The sequence below is a fragment of the Kribbella koreensis genome (assembly GCF_039525325.1).
Taxonomy (GTDB): Bacteria; Actinomycetota; Actinomycetes; order Propionibacteriales; family Kribbellaceae; genus Kribbella; species Kribbella koreensis.
In genome coordinates this window covers 227,476-244,944 of sequence record NZ_BAAAHK010000013.1, presented here as the reverse complement: position 1 = coordinate 244,944, position 17,469 = coordinate 227,476, and the positions used below count along the sequence as shown (strand labels likewise).

General features: G+C 69.0%; 16 protein-coding genes. 9 read left to right on the top strand and 7 right to left on the bottom strand.

What is annotated here, in order from left to right; genetic code table 11:
• Positions 1 to 86: 86 nt before the first annotated feature.
• Positions 87 to 638: a helix-turn-helix domain-containing protein gene (locus ABD116_RS25370; RefSeq protein ID WP_343975110.1), complete on the bottom strand. Its 552-nt coding sequence runs from the start codon at positions 636 to 638 to the stop codon at positions 87 to 89.
• Between the two features lie 316 nt (positions 639 to 954).
• Positions 955 to 2,010, bottom strand: coding sequence for an SDR family oxidoreductase (locus tag ABD116_RS25365; RefSeq protein WP_343975107.1), 1,056 nt, complete (start codon positions 2,008 to 2,010; stop codon positions 955 to 957).
• Positions 2,011 to 2,081: 71 nt separating this feature from the next.
• On the opposite strand from ABD116_RS25365, the gene ABD116_RS25360 reads away from it, so the two are divergent.
• Positions 2,082 to 2,951 carry a LysR family transcriptional regulator gene (locus tag ABD116_RS25360; protein ID WP_343975104.1) on the top strand — a complete coding sequence of 290 codons (870 nt, stop codon included), beginning with the start codon at positions 2,082 to 2,084 and terminating at the stop codon, positions 2,949 to 2,951.
• Here ABD116_RS25360 and ABD116_RS25355 read toward each other — a convergent pair whose 3' ends face one another.
• Positions 2,952 to 3,131 (bottom strand): hypothetical protein, encoded by a 180-nt coding sequence (locus ABD116_RS25355; RefSeq protein ID WP_343975101.1) that lies wholly within the window; start codon positions 3,129 to 3,131, stop codon positions 2,952 to 2,954.
• A gap of 97 nt (positions 3,132 to 3,228) precedes the next feature.
• On the opposite strand from ABD116_RS25355, the gene ABD116_RS25350 reads away from it, so the two are divergent.
• Complete coding sequence (locus tag ABD116_RS25350) at positions 3,229 to 3,891, top strand: response regulator transcription factor (protein WP_343975098.1); 663 nt, start codon at positions 3,229 to 3,231, stop codon at positions 3,889 to 3,891.
• On the top strand, positions 3,891 to 5,192 hold the full coding sequence (locus tag ABD116_RS25345) for a HAMP domain-containing sensor histidine kinase (RefSeq protein ID WP_343975095.1): 1,302 nt from the start codon (positions 3,891 to 3,893) through the stop codon (positions 5,190 to 5,192). The genes ABD116_RS25350 and ABD116_RS25345 overlap by 1 nt, the downstream gene beginning before the upstream one ends.
• Here ABD116_RS25345 and ABD116_RS25340 read toward each other — a convergent pair.
• Together ABD116_RS25340 and ABD116_RS25335 are read right to left on the bottom strand one after the other, a co-directional pair.
• Positions 5,182 to 6,432 carry a DUF1501 domain-containing protein gene (locus ABD116_RS25340; RefSeq protein WP_343975092.1) on the bottom strand — a complete coding sequence of 417 codons (1,251 nt, stop codon included), beginning with the start codon at positions 6,430 to 6,432 and terminating at the stop codon, positions 5,182 to 5,184. The two genes, ABD116_RS25345 and ABD116_RS25340, sit on opposite strands and share 11 nt — an antisense overlap.
• Positions 6,433 to 6,440: 8 nt before the next feature.
• Entirely contained in the window at positions 6,441 to 7,721 is a 1,281-nt protein-coding gene (locus ABD116_RS25335) for a DUF1800 domain-containing protein (RefSeq protein WP_343975089.1), read from the bottom strand.
• A 120-nt stretch (positions 7,722 to 7,841) separates the two neighbouring features.
• On the opposite strand from ABD116_RS25335, the gene ABD116_RS25330 reads away from it, so the two are divergent.
• Genes ABD116_RS25330 through ABD116_RS25315 form a run of 4 tightly spaced genes read left to right on the top strand, consistent with a single transcriptional unit; the run spans position 7,842 to position 13,725 of the window.
• The gene (locus tag ABD116_RS25330; protein ID WP_343975086.1) at positions 7,842 to 8,963 is read left to right on the top strand and encodes an AAA family ATPase; all 1,122 of its coding nucleotides are present in this window, start codon (positions 7,842 to 7,844) and stop codon (positions 8,961 to 8,963) included.
• Positions 8,960 to 9,334: a bpX5 domain-containing protein gene (locus tag ABD116_RS25325; protein WP_343975083.1), complete on the top strand. Its 375-nt coding sequence runs from the start codon at positions 8,960 to 8,962 to the stop codon at positions 9,332 to 9,334. The genes ABD116_RS25330 and ABD116_RS25325 overlap by 4 nt, the downstream gene beginning before the upstream one ends.
• A 3-nt stretch (positions 9,335 to 9,337) precedes the next feature.
• Positions 9,338 to 11,017, top strand: a complete 1,680-nt coding sequence (locus tag ABD116_RS25320) for a hypothetical protein (RefSeq protein ID WP_343975081.1) — start codon at positions 9,338 to 9,340, stop codon at positions 11,015 to 11,017.
• Positions 11,014 to 13,725 carry a bpX6 domain-containing protein gene (locus ABD116_RS25315; protein WP_343975078.1) on the top strand — a complete coding sequence of 904 codons (2,712 nt, stop codon included), beginning with the start codon at positions 11,014 to 11,016 and terminating at the stop codon, positions 13,723 to 13,725. The genes ABD116_RS25320 and ABD116_RS25315 overlap by 4 nt, the downstream gene beginning before the upstream one ends.
• A gap of 13 nt (positions 13,726 to 13,738) precedes the next feature.
• Here the strand turns inward: ABD116_RS25315 and ABD116_RS25310 are convergent, their stop codons facing one another.
• A complete protein-coding gene (locus ABD116_RS25310) occupies positions 13,739 to 14,197 on the bottom strand; it encodes a MarR family winged helix-turn-helix transcriptional regulator (protein WP_343975075.1) in 459 nt (152 codons plus the stop codon).
• 125 nt (positions 14,198 to 14,322) lie between these two features.
• Between ABD116_RS25310 and ABD116_RS25305 the strand changes: the two genes are divergently transcribed.
• Together ABD116_RS25305 and ABD116_RS25300 are read left to right on the top strand one after the other, a co-directional pair.
• Positions 14,323 to 15,507 (top strand): MFS transporter, encoded by a 1,185-nt coding sequence (locus ABD116_RS25305; protein WP_343975073.1) that lies wholly within the window; start codon positions 14,323 to 14,325, stop codon positions 15,505 to 15,507.
• Positions 15,508 to 15,533: 26 nt separating this feature from the next.
• Positions 15,534 to 16,361, top strand: a complete 828-nt coding sequence (locus ABD116_RS25300) for an aldo/keto reductase (RefSeq protein WP_343975070.1) — start codon at positions 15,534 to 15,536, stop codon at positions 16,359 to 16,361.
• 6 nt (positions 16,362 to 16,367) lie between these two features.
• Here the strand turns inward: ABD116_RS25300 and ABD116_RS25295 are convergent.
• Positions 16,368 to 17,469 (bottom strand): glycoside hydrolase family 113 protein (locus ABD116_RS25295; protein ID WP_343975066.1); only part of this gene is annotated, 1,102 nt, incomplete at its 5' end.

The following is a 17,469-nucleotide window of genomic DNA, read 5'->3' as shown; positions in this document are numbered from 1 at the left end:
CCCAACCGTTCAGTAAAATGAACGATTCGAGCGTACGTCCGCCACCCACTCCAGGTCAACGGCACCCCTCAGGGGCCCAGTCGACCTCAGTCCAAGTGGAGCCCGTCCAGCGTGGCCGGCTGCACGTCCGGCGGGTACTCGAGCAGCAGCACCGACCGGACCAGCCCGTCGAGCGCCTCGTACTCGTGCGCCCCATTGGCCCGGAAGGCCAGATAGTCCCCGGCGCCCAGCTCGAACTGCTGCCCCTGCGCCCCGATCCGCAGCCGCCCAGCCAGTACGACGTGGTGCTCCGTCCCCGGATGCCCGGCCGACCGCTGGATCGCCCCCGCCCGGATCTGCTGGTCGTAGACCTCCAGCAACGACCCGGGATGCTCCAACCGCCGCAGCATCCGCAGATCAACCGCCTCCCCACTCAGCACATCGACATCCGCCGACTGCACGTGGACCAGGTCCGACGCCGGCGGCTCGTTCAGCAGCGACGACACCGGCACCCCGAGAGCGTTCGACAAACTGAACACCGTCTCGATCGTCGGATTGCCCGCGCCCGACTCCAGCTGCGACAGCGTCCCCTTCGCGATCCCCGACCGCCGGGCCAGCTCCGACAGCGAGATCCCCTGCTCATCCCGCCGCGCCCGCAAGTTGGCTCCCAGTACGCGCCCGGCACCCTGGCCCGAACCTTGACCCACCCGTTGACCCACCACAGCCCGGAGCATGCCACACCCACCCCCTTCCCCGCCCCGCCCCATTTCGGGGGTTAACCCCTCAGTTGGTGGGTTGTCACCCCTGATTCCCGGGTGGCAACCCACCAACTGAGGGGTTAACCCCCGAAATGACACGAGGCGGGGCGCGGCGGCCAGGGCGGGAGCGGGGTGAGGCAGAGGCGGGGGCGGGTGAGGCGGGGGCGGGGTGAGGCAGAGGCGGGGGTGGGTGAGGCGGGGGCGGGGCGGGATTGGGTCACGGGATGATGCGGGTGTTGCGGAGGGTTTCGAAGATGCCGAAGAACATCGCCTCGGTGTCGACGTACTCGTGGAATCCGGCCCGCCGCGCCTTCGACCCATCAGCGAAGAAGTCGTAGTCCCACCCGAACACGAAGTCCGCGAAGGGCCACGACGAGACATCGGCGTACGGCGTCCCCGCCGGCCCGTGCCCAGCCTGGAGCTCCTTCCAGAGCGGCTCCTTGTCCGCCATCACCGTCGACAGCGACATGTGCAACGGCGGCGCCACCTCCAGATCGAACCAGCCGGCCAGCTTCGGCCACAGCTCGTTCCACCGGAACAGATCGCCGTTCGTGATGTTGAACGCCTGATTCGCCGCCGCGGGCGAGGTCGCCGCCCAGACGGTTGCCTTGGCCAACAACCCCGCGTCGGTCATCTCCAGCAGGCTGTTGTACGCACCAGGCTTGCCGGGGAAGCGCAACGGCACCCCCGACGCCTTCGAGATCGACGCATAGACAGCGATCGCGACCGCCAGGTTCATCGGATTGCCCAGCGCCGCCCCGCCGACGACGGACGGTCGCAGCGCCGACCACTCCCACCCGGCCACAGCCGCTCGCGACTCCAGGAACTGCTGTTGGTCGACGTTGAACTCCGGCGGCAGATGCGGCGGATCGTCCTCACGCGCGGGAGTCTTGAACGGCCCGAGATGAGCGCCGTACACCTTGTACCCCTGCATCAGACTCACATGCCGCAATCCACGGGCGACCGGCTCGATCGCGTCGACGACGTTCACCAGCATCGCGAGGTTCGGCGGAACGAGCTCGGCCCAGGTCGGGCGGTCCTGGTAGGCGACGTAGAAGACATGCGTCACCTCAGTCAGCCCGGACAGCTTCGAGCCGGTGTCATCGGGGTCCAGCAGGTCGACCGCGACCTGCCTCACCCGGTCGGACGAGACGCCACCTCGCCGGGACAGCCCGATCACCCGCCAGTCCGGCAGCGACTCCAGGTGCTCGACCAGGTTCGTACCGATCACTCCGCGCGCACCGACCACCAGCGCGACCTTCGTCTGCTCCATATCCCCAGCCTGTGGCTAACCCTGTGGATAAGTCCAACGCATAGTTATCACCGATCCCATAAGCTCTGTTCATGGCGACGCTCCGGCAGCTCGAATATCTGGTGGCCGTCGTCGACCTGGGCTCCTTCACCAAGGCCGCCGACCTGCTGCACGTCACCCAGCCCGCGCTCTCCCACCAGATCCGCGCGCTCGAGCGCTCCACCGGCAGCCCGCTCCTCGAGCGCCTCCCGCGGGCGATCCGGCTGACCCCGACCGGCCGCGCGATGCTTCCGCACGCCAGAGCCGCCCTCGCCGACGCGGAGCGGGCCACCTGCGCCGCACGCCAGGCGGCCGGTGCGGAGGTCGGCGAGCTGCAGATCGCGACCCTCTACTCGATCAGCCTCGGCATCCTCCCGATCGCGCTCAAGGCCTGGCGGCGGTCCCACCCCGACGTCGGCATCCGGCTCTTCGAGCACCGGCATACCGACGAGCTGATCGAGGCGATGAGTGCCGGCCAGGCTGATCTCGCGGTCGGCCCGACGCCGAAGGACTGGGCGGGCAGCACCCACGTCCTCGGCAAGGAGGAGCTGGTCGTGGTCGTCGCCAAGGACGATCCGGTCGCCGGCCGCAAGTCGATCCGGTTGAAGGACCTGGCCGATCGCAGTTGGGTCCACTACACGCCGGGTCACGGGCTGGCCGACGTACTGAATCAGGTCTGCGCGAAGGCCGGGTTCGAGCCCAAGGCGGCTGTCCACACCGAGCAGACCGCGGCCGCTCCGGCGCTGGCGGCTGCTGGGTTGGGGCCGGCGTTGGTGCCGTCCAACATCCTGCCGCCCGGGTTCGACGGTCAGGTACTACGGACCGAGCCGCCCACCCGACGGACGCTCACCGCCTACACGCGCGGCAGCCCGGATCCACTCGCGGCGGCGTTCATCGAAGTACTGAAGGAGACGTGGATCTAGCTACTGCTGGGGACGGTTGCCGACGATCGCCGCGATGGGTGGGATGACGGCGGCGACGGCGCTCATGCCGATGGCGGCCGGGATCGAGAACAGCCGGACGACGAACCAGGCGAGCACGATCAGGCCGATGCAGGTTCCCATCAGCCAGAAGTAGACCTTGTGCTTGTCCCGCTTCGCCACGATCCCAGTCTCCCACCAAGTCGCCGAACCTGAAGGTGCGCTGAAGGCCGCGCGTGCGTAGTGCGGGCGAAGCGCCCGGCGATGGCACGATGGGCAGATGGTGGCGAGAGTCCTCGTGGTCGAGGACGCGGAGGCGATCCGGACCGCCGTCGGGATCGCCCTGGAAGAGGCCGGCTGCGAGGTACTGACCCGCGCCGACGGCGAGACGCTCGAACGCGACCTCGCCGCCTTCCGCCCCGATCTCGTCCTGCTCGACGTGATGCTGCCCGGCCGGGACGGGTTCGCCCTGCTCGAGGTCGTTCGCGAGGTCTCGAATGCCGGGATCGTCCTGCTCACCGCGCGGGACGCCGTCGAGGACAGGTTGCACGGCCTGCGGACCGGCGCCGACGACTACGTGGTCAAACCGTTCGTACTCGCCGAGCTGATCGCCCGCGTCGAGGCGGTGTTACGCCGGATGGGCCGGCTGCGGACAGTACTGGAGATCGGCGACCTGGCCATCGACGTCGAGGCCAGCTCGGTGACCCGCAATGGCAAGCCGCTCGACCTCACAGCGACCGAGCTGAAGCTGCTGAGCTTCCTCGCCGGACGCCGGGACAAGGTGGTCGGCAAGGCGCAGATCCTCGCCGCCGTCTGGGGGTACGACGACTACGCCGCCAACCTCGTCGAGGTCCACGTCAGCGCCCTGCGCCGCAAACTCGGCACGCCTCCCCTGCTCCACACCATCCGCGGCGCCGGCTACATCCTGCGAGCCCCTTCGTGATGTCACTCCGCAGGCGCGTGACGATCACCGCACTACTGGTCCTGCTGATCGTCCTCCCCATCACCGGCCTCGCCGTGAAGGCGATCTTCGACGCCCAGGCCGAGCGCAACCTCAACACCCTGCTCAACGGACGTGCCCAGCTCGCCCAGCAACTCGCCAGGCAGAACGTCGCCCCCAACAACCTCGTACGCCGGATCGACGCCGACGGTATCCGGGTCACCCTCACCCTCCGCAACGGCCAAGTGATCGGCGCCCCGCCGCTCGACGTCGCCAAGGGCACCCGTCAGGTCAAGACCACCCTGACCGCCGGCCAGCGCACTCGCGGCGCCACCCTCATCCTCTCCGCCGACACCTCACTGCTCGAAGGCGCAAGCCGAACCCTGCGACGCGTCCTCTTCATCGCCGGCGCCGCAGCCCTCCTCATCACCGCCGTCGCCCTGATCCTCGGCATGCGCGTCGCCCTCGCACCCCTCGACGCGATGACCTCCCTCGCGCGCTCGATCGCCGCCGGCCGCCGTGGTGGCCGACTGCAACCAACCCGCCGCGACACCGAACTCGGCCGGACCGCAGCCGCCTTCGACGAGATGCTCGACTCGCTCGAAGGCAAGGAGCAGTACATGCGCCAGTTCGTCGCCGACGCCGCCCACGAGCTCCGTACGCCGGTCACCGGCCTGCAAACCGCCGCCGAGACCCTGCTCCAACTCGGCCCCGACGCCCCGACCGAACGCCGCGAGGAACTCGAACTCCTCCTGGTCCGCGAATCCCGCCGCGCCGGCACCCTCGTCGCCGATCTGCTGGAGCTCGCCCGGATCGACGCCGGCCTGGTACTACGCCGCCAACCCGTCCTGCTCAAACACCTCGCCCAGACCCAAGCCGACCGGGTCCGCCTGATGGCCCCCGGCCACACCATTCAGGTCACCGGACCAGAGCTGGAAATCCAGGCGGACCCCGATCGCCTCACCCAGATCCTCGCCAACCTGCTCGACAACGCCCGCAACGCCACCGGCGACCACGGCCTCATCGAGGTCGTCCTCAGCAACGCCACCGGCGACAGTCAAGTTGCCCTCAGCAACCACTTGGGCGGCGTGAGGCTGATCGTCCAGGACAACGGTCCTGGCGTCCGGCCGGAGGATCGCGAGCGCATCTTCCAGCGGCTCGTCCATGGCGAACGCAGTCGCGGCTCCGGCCTGGGCCTCCCGATCGCCCGAGGTTTCGCCCGCGCCCACGGCGGCGACCTGATCGCCATCGATCGCCCGGACGGCAAACCCGGCGCGGCGTTCCTGCTGACCCTCACACCTTGAGCAGGCCATCGACGTTCCCGCTGTGCCCGTCCAGTATCTTCTCGCCATCAGCACCCAGTACGTCGCGCAGCACCGTCCCGTAGACGTCGCGGAAGTCCGTCGTCGCCACCAGGTCGCCGTTCGACAAGTCGGTCAGGCTCGGCTGCGCTCCGTAGAACCCACCGTTGACCTTGTCGCCCAGCATGAACAGCGGCCCGGCCGTCCCGTGATCGGTGCCGTCACTGCCGTTCGCATGCACCCGCCGGCCGAATTCGGAGTAGACGAGCACGACGACCTGCTTGCCACGATCGGTCTTCCGCATCCGTTGCACGAACGGCGTCAGCGCTCCATCGAGTTCGCCGAGCAACCGTTCCTGGGTGCCGCGTTCGTCCGCGTGCGTGTCGAATCCGCCGAGCGAGACCGAGTACGCCCGGGTCGGTACGCCTGCCTCGACGAGTCCGGCGACGAGGTCGAGTTGGGCGCCCAGTTGGGAGCCGCCACCGGCCGAGGCTCCCTTGGTGCGAGCTTCGTCCTCGTCGTCGTCGCGGTCGGCCTGGTCGTGGACGGCACCGCCGAGTACGCGTACCGCGTTCTGGAGGTCGGCCAGCGACTTTGCCGCGGCGGCTTGCCAGTGATCGTCGTTGGGGCTTGCCTTGGCTAGCGCAGCGTACGCAGTACCGAGCTTGCCGGTGGGTAGTTTCAGGCCCCGGACGGGTAGTGACGCTGCCGCCGTCGTCGCCCCTGCCAGCAACGGCGGCAGCGTCGGCTCCACAGACACCGCGTGCAGCGGATCGGCGCCGGCCACGTCGAGCCAGCGCCCCAGCCAGCCGGTCGGTACCGGCGTCTTCGGCGACGCGGTCTGCCAGATCGCCATCGACCGGAAATGACTCCGGTCCGGCTGTGGATAACCGACCCCGCGCACGATCGCGAGCGCCTTGTCGTCCCACAGCCCCTTCAGGCCCTTGAGCCCCGGGTTGAGCCCGAGCCCATCGCCCAGGTCGAGCACTTCGTCCGGCTCGTACGCGAGGTCGGGCCGGGCCTTATGGTACTCCGGATCGTCGGCCGGCACGACGGTGTTGAGCCCGTCGTTGCCGCCGTAGAGAGTGACGACGACGAGGACGGAATCCTCACTGTGCAAGGGATTCTGCACCGCCGCGCTCATCAGCTCGGACCAGCTCACCTGGGTCGCCCCCACGGCGAGCGCTCCGGCCGCGGTGACTCCGCTCATCGTCAGGAACCGGCGTCGGGTCAGGTTGTCCATGATTCTCCTCAACCGCTCACTACGTACTCGGGCGCGCAGGCCGCCACGGCGATCAACTGCGCGGGATCCGTCAACCCTGCAAGGGCATTCCGCGTCCGATCCGTCCATGCATCGACACCAAGCAGAACCCGTACGCCGTCCACACGCGCGCTCGACTTCTCCAACTGCCCGAGATCCGCTTGCTTCGCCAGCAGTTGAGCAAGCTGCAACCGCGCCACCCCGGCCGACGTCGTCAGCCAACTCGCCCCGGACGGCCACCCGCCGACACTCGGCGGCCGGAACGGAACCTGCCCCATCCCCTTCAACCCAGCAAGCACCTTCAACCTCGTCTTGTCATCAAGCGCCGACGGCCGGATCCCAAGCGCACGCATCAGCCCCACGGCCCACTCCACCGGCTGCTTCACCATCGCCGAAGCACTGTCCCTGAAGGCCGGATCCGCCGCGATCGTCGTCAGCACCGCCTGGATATCGCGCCCACTCCCGTACGCCGCAACCAACCGCTCGACCATCGCGGCCGGAGGCGGCGTCGCCGAAACGAGCCGGAACCAGATCCGCCCCACCACAAACGCGGCCGACTCCGGCTTCGCCAGCGCCAAGTCGGCAAAGCCCGCCGCATCGAAGTCACCCGTCTTGCCGAAGATCGTCTTCGGATCCCCGTCATGCCGCTTGGCCCGGAAGACCGGCTTCACCGAAGTACGGCGTACCGTCCATCCCGTCAGCGCCCGCGCGCCCTCGAACACGTCGACCTCGGCGTAGTGCCCGATCCCCAGCGTGAAGAGCTCCAAGAACTCCCGCGCCAGATTCTCGTTGGGCGACCCCTTGCGATTGTCATTCCCATCGAGCCACTTGATCAGCGCCGCATCCACGATCATCGCCCGCGCCAGCCCAGTAAAGCTCCCGCGCCCCTGCGCCCGGAACACCTGGTTCTGCGCCAACATCAACTGCGCACTCCGAACCTTCTGATTACTGGTCGCAAAGTGCCCATGCCAGAACCAGGCCATCCGCTCAGTTGCCCGCTCGCCGGCCACCATCCGCTCCAGCCACCAACCCGAAACCTCGAGTTCCTGCCGGGCCCGAGACTTGTTGGCGGCCTTCTTGGCCTCTTTGTCCCCCTTGGCCGCCACCCCGAGCGCCGGCAAAGCAGGCGGTGCCACCCCACCCTCGGCCGCGGTACCGAACAACCGCGCCACCGTCGTCTCGAACCCGACACCCAGCGCCCCCGGCCGAGGACCGAACCCGAACCGATCATGCAACCGCCGCACAGCAGCCCGCTCCGAAATCTCACCCATACCCCCGATCCTGGCCACGCCACCGCCCGCTCACCAGGTTCCAGCGGTGATCTTCAGCCAACCCACAGCCTGTGGATTATTCGCGGAGCCCGGACACCCGATCGGCCTAGACTCCGGGCCATGTCACTCGAAGTCGATGCCCGCGCGGTCAACACAGCAGTCGGCCTGGCCCGGGCCGGCCTGGTCGATCGTGAGCTGATCGCCGAGGTGGTCGTCCTGTGCGCGGTCGCCGGCGAGCACCTGCTGGTGATCGGCGCTCCCGGGACGGCGAAGTCCGAGGCCGTCCGGCGGGTCGCGGCAGAGCTCGGCGGCAGCTACTTCGAGTACCTGCTCGGCCGGTTCACCGAGCCGAACGAGATCTTCGGCCCGGTCGACCTGCGCCGGCTGCGTGAGGGCATCGTCGAGATCGAGACCGCCGGGATGCTGCCCGAGGCGGAGATCGCGTTCCTGGACGAGGTCTTCCTCGGCTCGACCGCGATCCTGAACACGCTGCTCGGTGTGCTCAACGAGCGCACCTTCCGCCGCGGCAGCACGTCGCTCACCGTTCCGCTCCGGGTCTGCGTCGGCGCCGCGAACACGCTGCCCGAGGACCACACGCTCGCCGCCTTCGCCGACCGCTTCCTGGCCCGGCTCTTCGTCGAGCCGGTCGCCGACGCACGCCTGGAGGAGCTGCTCGAGGCCGGCTGGCGCGCAGACCACGCGGTCGCCAAGCCCGGTTCCGACGACCTGCTCGGCTCGGTCGACCGCCTCGCCGCCGCCGCTCAACGGGCCGACCTCACTCAAGTACGACCACTGCTCGGTACTGCGATCAGACGCCTGCGCGGCGCCGGAATCGCGTTGAGCGATCGCCGGGCGGTCCGCGCCCAGCGCCTGATCGCCGCCGCGACCGTGCTCGACGGCCGATCCGTGGCGTCCGAAGCAGACCTCTGGGTCCTCCCGCTCATCGCTCCGACCGCGGACACCCAGGTCCTGGCCCGGGAAACCCTCGCCGACCTGCTGACCCGGTCCCGCAACAGCAGCCTGGTCCACTCCGCCGAAGAGCTCTCCCGCGGTGCCGAGGCCCGCGCCGAGCGACTCCACCAGACCGGCACCACACTGCTCGAAACCCTCGACACCACCCCGGACGCCCGCCTCCGGCTGGAAGCCACCCTCCGGGAGATCGACGCGACCTTCGCCCACACGGACCTCCCACCCGCCCTCGCGGACCTTCGCACCACCCTCATCACCAAGCTGGAACCGTGACCCAGTCGGTCGAGGTGGTGTGGCGACGACGGGAACCGCCGTTGCCGGTGGCCGGCGTCGTCGCGGGCGGGAGCGTGGCCGAGTTGTTGCGAGAGGCAACCATCGCGCGCTTGGCGGAGCGGGAGTACCGGGCAGTGAGTGGGGAAGGTTGGCTGGTGGTGCTCGGGGAGGAACTGCCTTGGGCCGACGGGGCGATCTACCTCGGCTGGGACAGCGGCGTACTCGTGCCGACAACCGCCGAGCCGACTCCACCGGTCGCGTTGCTACGTGGCGCATTGCCTGACGGTCAGCTCGTGGTGTTGCTGCCGGAGCAGGTGCTGGTGTCCGATGCACCGGTACGACCTGCCGACCCGGCCTTGCTGGGTGCGTGAGGCGTGCAGCTACCTCCTGCCCTGCAGCCCTGGGCCGAACCACTGTCGGTCCTCGACGCCGAACTGGCCGTCGCACTCGGCCCGCTCGTCCGCCAGCTCGACCAGCTCATCACCCGGCAAGACCTCGGCGCCGGCACGCATGGTCCGCTCGACGGTTACGACGGAATCACCCGCCAGGGCTCGCCAACCCGGATGCTCATCTCCGAGTGGGCACTGGCCGACGCCGTCCCCGACGAGTTCCTCCGCCGCGCCGTCAACGCGGAGCTCCTCTACCTCGAGCCGTCCTACCAACAAGACCGTGCCCGAGCCTCCATGGCAGTACTGGTCGACACCGGTCCAGACCAACTCGGCGCCGCCCGGCTCGTTCAGCTGGCCACCCTGATCGTCCTCCTCCGCCGGGCTGCTGCCCGCGGCCAGGACCTCTCCTTGGGTGTCCTCACCGCCACCCCCGGCGCCTGGCTCACCGGCGATCCCAAACACCTACTCCATAAGTGGCTGACCTCCAGGACTCCGACGGACCCGTCCCCGACCGCAGTGGCCGCCTGGACCACCGCCCCAGCCGAGGAGACCGACACCAACTTCGATGAGGTGTGGGTTCTGGCCGGGTCGCGGCTGGCCAAGGCGTTGCCTGGGACGCGGCGGGTCCTGGTGACTCGGGAGTGTGCCTGGGATGAAGCCGGTGCGACCGCGGCCGAGGTGCGGCTGGCAGGCGATCGGGTCGAGCTTGCGCTGCCTCGGCACGACCTGGGGATCAGGGCCCTGCGTGGGGCCGCTCTGCGACCGGCGGCAGGCAGCTCAGGCGTTCCGACCGGTGCGCGCTTCGGCACCTTCACCGGCTCACCGCGCCGACTGATTGCCAGAGGCAACGAATCGGACGAGCTCGTCGCCCTCACCCTCACCGGCAACCCGAAGACACGACCCAAGCAGTACAAACTCCCCGGCCCGGTCCTCGCCGCCGGCTGCTTCAGCCGGCGCACCATGGCTCTGTTCCTGCAAGACGGCCATCTGCAGATCAGGTCGTTCGGCAAGACCCTCGGCCGCCTCAACCAGCTGTCCGTCCCGCTGTCCGACCTCGAGCTGACCGATGCCGACATCAACGACCTGGCAGAACTCGACCTGCCGGCTCTGTACTTCGCTTCCGGCGCGGTCATCTTCCGCCTCGGCGCCCACTGGTGGCGACTGTTCCCGGGCGATCCGGCCATGCCCGCCGACGTCATCGCCGTAGCCACCGGCGACAAGCTCGACGAACCGCTTCAGGCCGAGCGGTACGGCGAAGATGTGGTCGTGTCGCCGGCCTGGGCCAGACTCGCGAACACCGAGCGGGTGATCCTCGGCCGGGACAACCTCGTAGCCCGCTTCGACGGCGACTCCTGGTGGCTCCGGCAGGTTCATCACGCGTCCGACGCCACCGAGTTCGCGCTCGAGATTCCCACCGGCGCCGAGCCTTTCGGCGTCCTCACCCTCGACAACGAGCCGTCGGTCCTCTGCCACACCAAGTCGGACGGCACTACCCAGCTCTGCACGATCGACGGCCACCGCACCCTGACCCATCTCCCCCGGGCGCATCGCACCCCGTCGCTGCACCCCTTCGACCCGTTGCTGGCCCTGGAGCTCGGCGACCGCATCGATGTCGTCGACCTGTCCGACGGCTCCCTGGTCGCCACCCTGCGCGGTGACGAATGACCACCTCGTACTCCGACCGAGCCGCGTTCCGCGGTACGACGCTCGCCCACGCCCTGCTCCTCGACGTACCGACGATCGGCGCCGCCGAGGCCCGCCGGCGAGTCCTCGCCACGTGGCAACCGGACTCGACCCTCCGAGCTCTCCCAGACGGCACCTGGCTCCTGACTCTCCCCGAACCACTGCCAGTACGAGCCGAGTACGCCGCCGGCCTCCCGCTCGTCAAGCACCCCACCGGCTGGGTCGCCCCCGGCCTCACACCAGTCGACACCGCGCATGCAGCCGACCACATCTCGATTCCCCAAGCCGGCCGCGTCATCTCGATCCCCGTGACCGCGACCACCGAGGTCGATACCCGCGACTGGATCGACCTGTCCGCCCTCCCCGTCCACCGCCTCACCCCGCTGGACCGCGCGCCCGAGCAGCCCCAACTCCCGATCGCCGCGCCCACCCCGCCAACCCCCGACCTTCGCAAAGCCGCCCGCCTCGGCACGCCCTCCGCCGACTCCGCCACCTTCCGCCGCGGCCTCACCGAAACCGCCGCCTCCAGCCCCACCGACGGTAGGTGGGCCAAAGTCATGCGCCGCGTTCGGAAGCTCGCCACCGCAGCATTCCTGGCCGCCGTCGTGGTGGGCATGTTCGCGACCTCGGGCGGTCCTCGGCACCACCTGAAGGTCCTCGTGGCCGTCGCCGCGGCGATCTCCGGGATCCACTTCCTGATAGCGAAGGACGAAGCCAACTCCGGCCGGGCACCAGTCTCGAACGGTCCGCGACCCGGCGAGCCAGGCCTCCTCCGCCAGCTCTGGTCGACCATCGTCCTGCGATCCCCCGCCGGACGTTTCCTCGAACGCAAGCAGCAGCGCTACCTCCAGGAGCTGACCCGGAGATTCGAACGCCGCGATTTCGACCAGGCTCTCCGCGACGCGATCGGCCTCAACGGCACGGCGCTGGCCGGGCTCGCCTCCCTGCGCCTGCCAACCCCTCGAACCTCCATCAAGCCCGGCAGCTCACAACCGGCCACCGGATCGAGCTTCAGCAATTTCTCCAACGCCTACGAGCACCTCAGGAGCCTCTACCTCGAAGCGGCCCGCACCCTGCAGGCTTCCGGCCGAATCGACGAGGCAGCCTTCGTCTACGCAGACCTCCTCGACGACACCCGCGCCGCGGTCGACCTCCTGGAACGCCACGACCGCCTACCCCTCGCCGCCCAACTCGCCGAGAGCAAAGGCCTGGAAGCACCCCTCGTCGTCCGCCTCTGGTGGCGAGCCGGTGACCGCACCCGTGCCGTTGAGATCGCCCGCAGCCGCGCAGCCTTCGCCTCCGGCATCGAACGCCTCCACGCCGTCGACCCCGCCCTTGCCCGCGACCTACGCGTCGCCTGGGTCGACTACTGCCGCCAAGCAGGTGACCCGGTAGCCGCTGTCGAGGCAGCCTGGCCGGACGCGACCCTGCGCCCCACGGTCATCACCGACATCGCCACCGGGATGGCGATGGGCGGCCCGCGCGCCGCCTACCTGTTCGCCCACCTGGTGACCGAGCACGCAACGCCCGAGAACCTCGACCGTGCTCTGGCCTTGCTCGATTCGGAGGATGTCGAGGCCAAGCAGCGCTTCACCTCCGCCTTGGTGGGCTTACGTAGTACAGACCGGATGCACGACAAGCGCCTCGCCACCGCGGCCCTCCGCTCCCTGCTGCGTTACGGCTCAGCCGACCAGGAGCCCGTACGCCGAGCCGTCGCCGTACTGCGAGATCGCTGCGACCCATTGGTCCGCGCAGACCTCCCTCGCCTGCAAGCCAACTCGGCAGCCACCTCCGGCCAGTCCGTGTCCTTCAGCCTGGAGGACGAGCCTGGTGCCCTCCCGGTGTACGACGCGGCCGCGCTGCGAGGGGGCGCAGTACTGGTCGCCCACGGCGAGCAAGGAGCACGTCTACTCACGCACGACGGCCGGACCCGCGCGCGATGGGATCTGCCGGTGCACTCGCTGGTAGTCGCCGACCACGGCGGCACCGCTCTACTGGTGACGAAAAGCCAATCCCTGCAGACGATCAACCGCCTCGACCTCGCCACCCGGACCATCCGGCCGTGGACCACGCTGCCCAGCTGGCAGCTGCTGGAGTCGTACGACGGCGGCACCGTGACGGTGATCGACGAGGACGGCCTCTCCTTCGTCGACACCCTGTCCGCGCGACCCAAGATCCTGTGGCGCGAGCTCGACCCCCTGCACGGCATCCTGGCGATCAACCGCACACCTCAGAACCTGACCCTGCTCGCCAGGGTGAACTTCGCCGAGCGCTTCGTGAAGCCCCAGCTCCAGCTCTTCAGCTGGGAACTCCCGTCGATGACGCTCCGGAACCGGCGAACCCTCCGGCCCGAGGAGCCTGGCTGGTCGCAGGCGGCCCTTCCCGGTCAGGCTGTCATCGCCGGCGACGAGCTCACGACGTACCGGGGACAGCAGAGCCCGGCTGGGCGCGAACTGCCAGGCCGCGAGCTGATCAGCAGCGGCAACGCGCTGGGTCTGCTCACCGAAGAGGGACACCTGACGATCGAGGTCGACGGCCGTGAGATCGCCGCCATCGACTGCCCGGTCCACCCCGGCCTGCGGGAGCGCGACGGCCTGGTCACGCTCTGGCTCCCGGACGGCCGGATCGCGGTCATCGACCCGGCCGGGCCGACTGTGCTCGCCAACTTCCGGACCAGGCGCGGAAGCTAACCTCGAGGCGGTGTTAGACCTTCCCGGCCGGCAGGGCGAGTTGGGCGAGGGCGTCGACCAGCGGGGCTAGCTCCGGGAACTCGGCGGCCTTCTGCAGGGCAGCGGTCAGCACTTCGTCGTGCGTCGGCTCGGCCTCGGCCAGGAGGGCGCGACCGGCCTCGGTGACCTCGGTGTAGATGCCTCGGCGGTCGGTCGGGCAGAGGTAGCGCTCGAGCAGGTGGCGGTCCTCGAGGCGGTTCACCAGGCGGGTGGTCGCCGACTGGCTGAGCACGACCGCGTTCGACAGCTGGTTCATCCGCAGGTGGTGCTCGTCCTGCCGGGCGAGGGCGTCGAGTACGGAGTACTCGCTGACGGACAGTCCGTGCTGCTTCTGCAGCGCGCGCTCCAGCTCGTCCTCGATCCGGGCATGGAGGGCCGCCAGCGTCCGCCAGCCCTGGGCGCGCGCCTCGGCCGCGTCGTCTGAATACCCCACAACTCCTCCTCGACTTGAACCAGACCGTTGCATGATGCAGTATAGGGCTCATGCAATAGCCCGCGTCTGCAACTATCGCGGACGCCGGTAACAGTCATAAGACTACATTCGAGGAGAAGAGAGCCATGCCTGCCGCGTTACTGGCGCTGGCCATCGGTGCCTTCGGGATCGGCACCACCGAGTTCGTCATCATGGGTCTGCTGCCGGAGGTCGCCACCGACTTCGGCGTCAGCATCCCGTCGGCCGGCCTGCTGATCTCCGGCTATGCCCTCGGCGTCGTCGTCGGCGCCCCGCTGCTGACCGCGATCGGATCCAAGATCTCCCGCAAGACCGTGCTGGTCGCGCTGATGGGCGTCTTCATCGCCGGCAACCTGATCTCCGCGCTCGCGCCGACGTACGGCGTGCTGATGACCGGGCGGATCGTCGCGGCGCTGTCGCACGGAGCGTTCTTCGGCGTCGGTTCGGTGGTCGCCGCGTCGCTGGTGCCGAAGGCCAAGCAGGCGAGCGCGATCGCGTTGATGTTCACCGGATTGACGGTCGCCAACGTGTTCGGCGTACCGGGTGGGACTGCGCTCGGGCAGGCGTTCGGCTGGCGGTCGACGTTCTGGGCCGTCACCGTGCTCGGCGTGATCGGGCTGCTCGGCATCGTCTTCCTGGTACCTCGGCAAGGCGTCAGCGAGGGGCCGGGACTGCGGAGCGAGCTGGCCGTGTTCCGCAGTCTGCAGGTGTGGCTGGCGCTGGCGATGACGGCGCTCGGGTTCGCCGGGGTGTTCGCGTCCTTCACCTACATCGCGCCGATGATGACCGAGGTGGCCGGCTTCTCGTCCGGCGCGGTCACCTGGCTGCTCGTCCTGTTCGGCGGCGGGCTCGTGGTCGGCAACCTGCTCGGCGGCAAGCTGGCCGACCGGTCGTTGATGCCGAGCCTGTACGCGATCCTTGCGGCGCTGGCCGTAGTACTGGTGGCCTTTGTTTTCACGGCTCATGGACGGGTACCGGCAGCGGTGACGATCGCGCTGTTCGGCGCGGCCGGCTTCGCGACCGTGGCGCCGTTGCAGAAGCGGGTGATGGACAAGGCGGCCGGCGCACCGGCGCTCGCCTCTGCCGCGAACATCGCGGCCTTCAACCTCGGAAACGCTGTCGGCGCCTACCTCGGCGGCCTCACCATCGAGCACGGCCTCGGCTACACGGCACCCAACTGGGTCGGCGCCGCGCTGGCTGCCGCCGGCCTCACGGTCGCCCTCACCTCCGGCCTGCTGGACCGGCGGCGGCGTACCGCAACCACTGCGGAACCTGCTCTCACCACTGTCTGAACACCACTTCTGAAGGTAGATATCTGATGATTCCCACCGTGAAGCTCAACAACGGCGTCGAGATGCCGCAGCTCGGATTCGGCGTCTTCCAGGTGCCGGACGACGAGACCACGGCCGCCGTCACCACCGCGCTGGAGGCCGGCTACCGCAGCATCGACACCGCCACGGCCTACCAGAACGAGGCGGCCGTCGGGAAGGCGCTCGCCGTCTCCGGCATCGCCCGCGAGGAGCTCTTCATCACCACCAAGCTGTGGAACGCCGACCAGGGCTACGAGCAGACGCTCAGCGCCTTCGAGCGCAGCCACAAGCTCCTCGGGCTCGACTACCTGGACCTGTACCTGATCCACTGGCCGGCCCCCGAGCTCGGCAAGTACGCTGACAGCTGGCGCGCGCTGGAGAAGCTGGCCGCCGATGGAGTCGTCCGCGCGATCGGTGTCTCCAACTTCCAGCCGGCGCACCTCGAGCAGCTCGCGTCGAGCTCGTCGGTTGTGCCGGCCGTCAACCAGGTCGAGTTGCACCCTTACCTGCAGCAGGCCGAAGTACGGGCCTATGACAACGAGCACGGGATCGCCACCGAGGCGTGGAGCCCGCTGGCCAAGGGCGGCTCGCTGCTGACCGAGCCGATCGTGACGGCGCTGGCCGCGAAGTACGACCGGACCGCCGCCCAGGTCGTACTGCGCTGGCACCTGCAGCTCGGCAACATCGTGATCCCGAAGTCGGTCACCCCGGCGCGGGTCCGGGAGAACTTCGCGGTCTTCGACTTCGCCCTGACGGATGCGGACCTGGACTCGCTGGCCGGGCTCGACCGCGGCGAGCGGACCGGGCCGGACCCGGACACTTTCAACGTCGTCTGAGGCTGGTCAGCAGGTCGCGTAGAAGTCACTGACGGCATGGAAGGACTTCTTCGGTTCCCAGCGGTACTTCGACGCTGGGTCCGAGGAGGTCTGCCGGATCACCTTGCAGAGACTGAACGCGGCGATGTCCTCGTCGTACTTGCGTTCTTTCCGGTGTGGCGCGTCGGGTGAGATGAACGTGTACATCGCGGCGCCGAGGAATCCCTCCTCGGTGAACACCTCGAGCATGTGCCGCAGATGGTCGGCCTGCTCCTGCTCGTCGCGGTAGTAGCCGGGCTTGATCTGGACCGGGTCGACGGTGAAGTCGACGATGTCCCAGCCCATCCCGCCCAGCTGCGGGGCGCCGGTGAAGGTGCAGCAGCCGAACTCGAGGATCATGATCGGCTTCTGCCAGCGTTTGAACGGCGCGAGCTCCTTCGTGTGCCCGGTGCGGTCCGCGTGATAGGAGTAGTAGTCCAGCCCGACGATGTCGAACAGGCTCCAGTCGATCTCCTCCAGATCCGACGCGGCGCCGTACGTGATCCGCCCCTTGAAGTTGCTCCTGGCAACCTTCACCGCCTTGGCCACGTACACACCGAGCTTCCGCTGCAGCTCGGCCATGTCGAACTCCCCCTTGGTCAGGTACTCGACCCGCTCGAAGAAGTCCGCCCCCGGCACGATCCCCGGCGTGAACAACATGAACTCACACCCGACCACCAAGATCACCTCCTGCCGGTACTTCCCCCGCAGCCGCTCCACCACCCGAGCCGTCTCCCGCAACTGCTCCAACGCCTCTTCCTGAGGCTGATCAAACGCCCGAGGCTGCACGGAAACCTTCAACCCAGCCCTGAGCGCCTCCTCCGCGGTCTCCCCCAACCGTTGAACATCGCTCCCATAGACGCTCACCCAATTGGCATTCAACCGCTCCTTGATCGCCCGCACCTCCCCCCGCATCAGCCCCCGGCTCCATCGCACCCGACTGTCGTCCCCCAGAAACCCGGTACCGACGTCGTACGCAACCCCCTTGAACGCCAGCCCCCGCCCACCGCTTGGCGCGGCCTCCGCCCCACCTCCCGCGCCCGCCGCCGCGCCAGCGGCTCCCCAGCCGGCAGCAGCGGCGGCTGCTGCT

What these genes read in the sequence shown, in the direction of transcription:
- ABD116_RS25365 (WP_343975107.1), bottom strand. Translation starts at nt 2,010, where the DNA reads ATGGAGCAGACGAAGGTCGCGCTGGTGGTCGGTGCGCGCGGAGTGATC.
- ABD116_RS25315 (WP_343975078.1), top strand. Translation starts at nt 11,014, where the DNA reads ATGACCACCTCGTACTCCGACCGAGCCGCGTTCCGCGGTACGACGCTC.
- ABD116_RS25340 (WP_343975092.1), bottom strand. Translation starts at nt 6,432, where the DNA reads ATGGACAACCTGACCCGACGCCGGTTCCTGACGATGAGCGGAGTCACC.
- ABD116_RS25300 (WP_343975070.1), top strand. Translation starts at nt 15,534, where the DNA reads ATGATTCCCACCGTGAAGCTCAACAACGGCGTCGAGATGCCGCAGCTC.
- ABD116_RS25360 (WP_343975104.1), top strand. Translation starts at nt 2,082, where the DNA reads ATGGCGACGCTCCGGCAGCTCGAATATCTGGTGGCCGTCGTCGACCTG.
- ABD116_RS25330 (WP_343975086.1), top strand. Translation starts at nt 7,842, where the DNA reads ATGTCACTCGAAGTCGATGCCCGCGCGGTCAACACAGCAGTCGGCCTG.
- ABD116_RS25305 (WP_343975073.1), top strand. Translation starts at nt 14,323, where the DNA reads ATGCCTGCCGCGTTACTGGCGCTGGCCATCGGTGCCTTCGGGATCGGC.
- ABD116_RS25335 (WP_343975089.1), bottom strand. Translation starts at nt 7,721, where the DNA reads ATGGGTGAGATTTCGGAGCGGGCTGCTGTGCGGCGGTTGCATGATCGG.
- ABD116_RS25345 (WP_343975095.1), top strand. Translation starts at nt 3,891, where the DNA reads ATGTCACTCCGCAGGCGCGTGACGATCACCGCACTACTGGTCCTGCTG.
- ABD116_RS25350 (WP_343975098.1), top strand. Translation starts at nt 3,229, where the DNA reads ATGGTGGCGAGAGTCCTCGTGGTCGAGGACGCGGAGGCGATCCGGACC.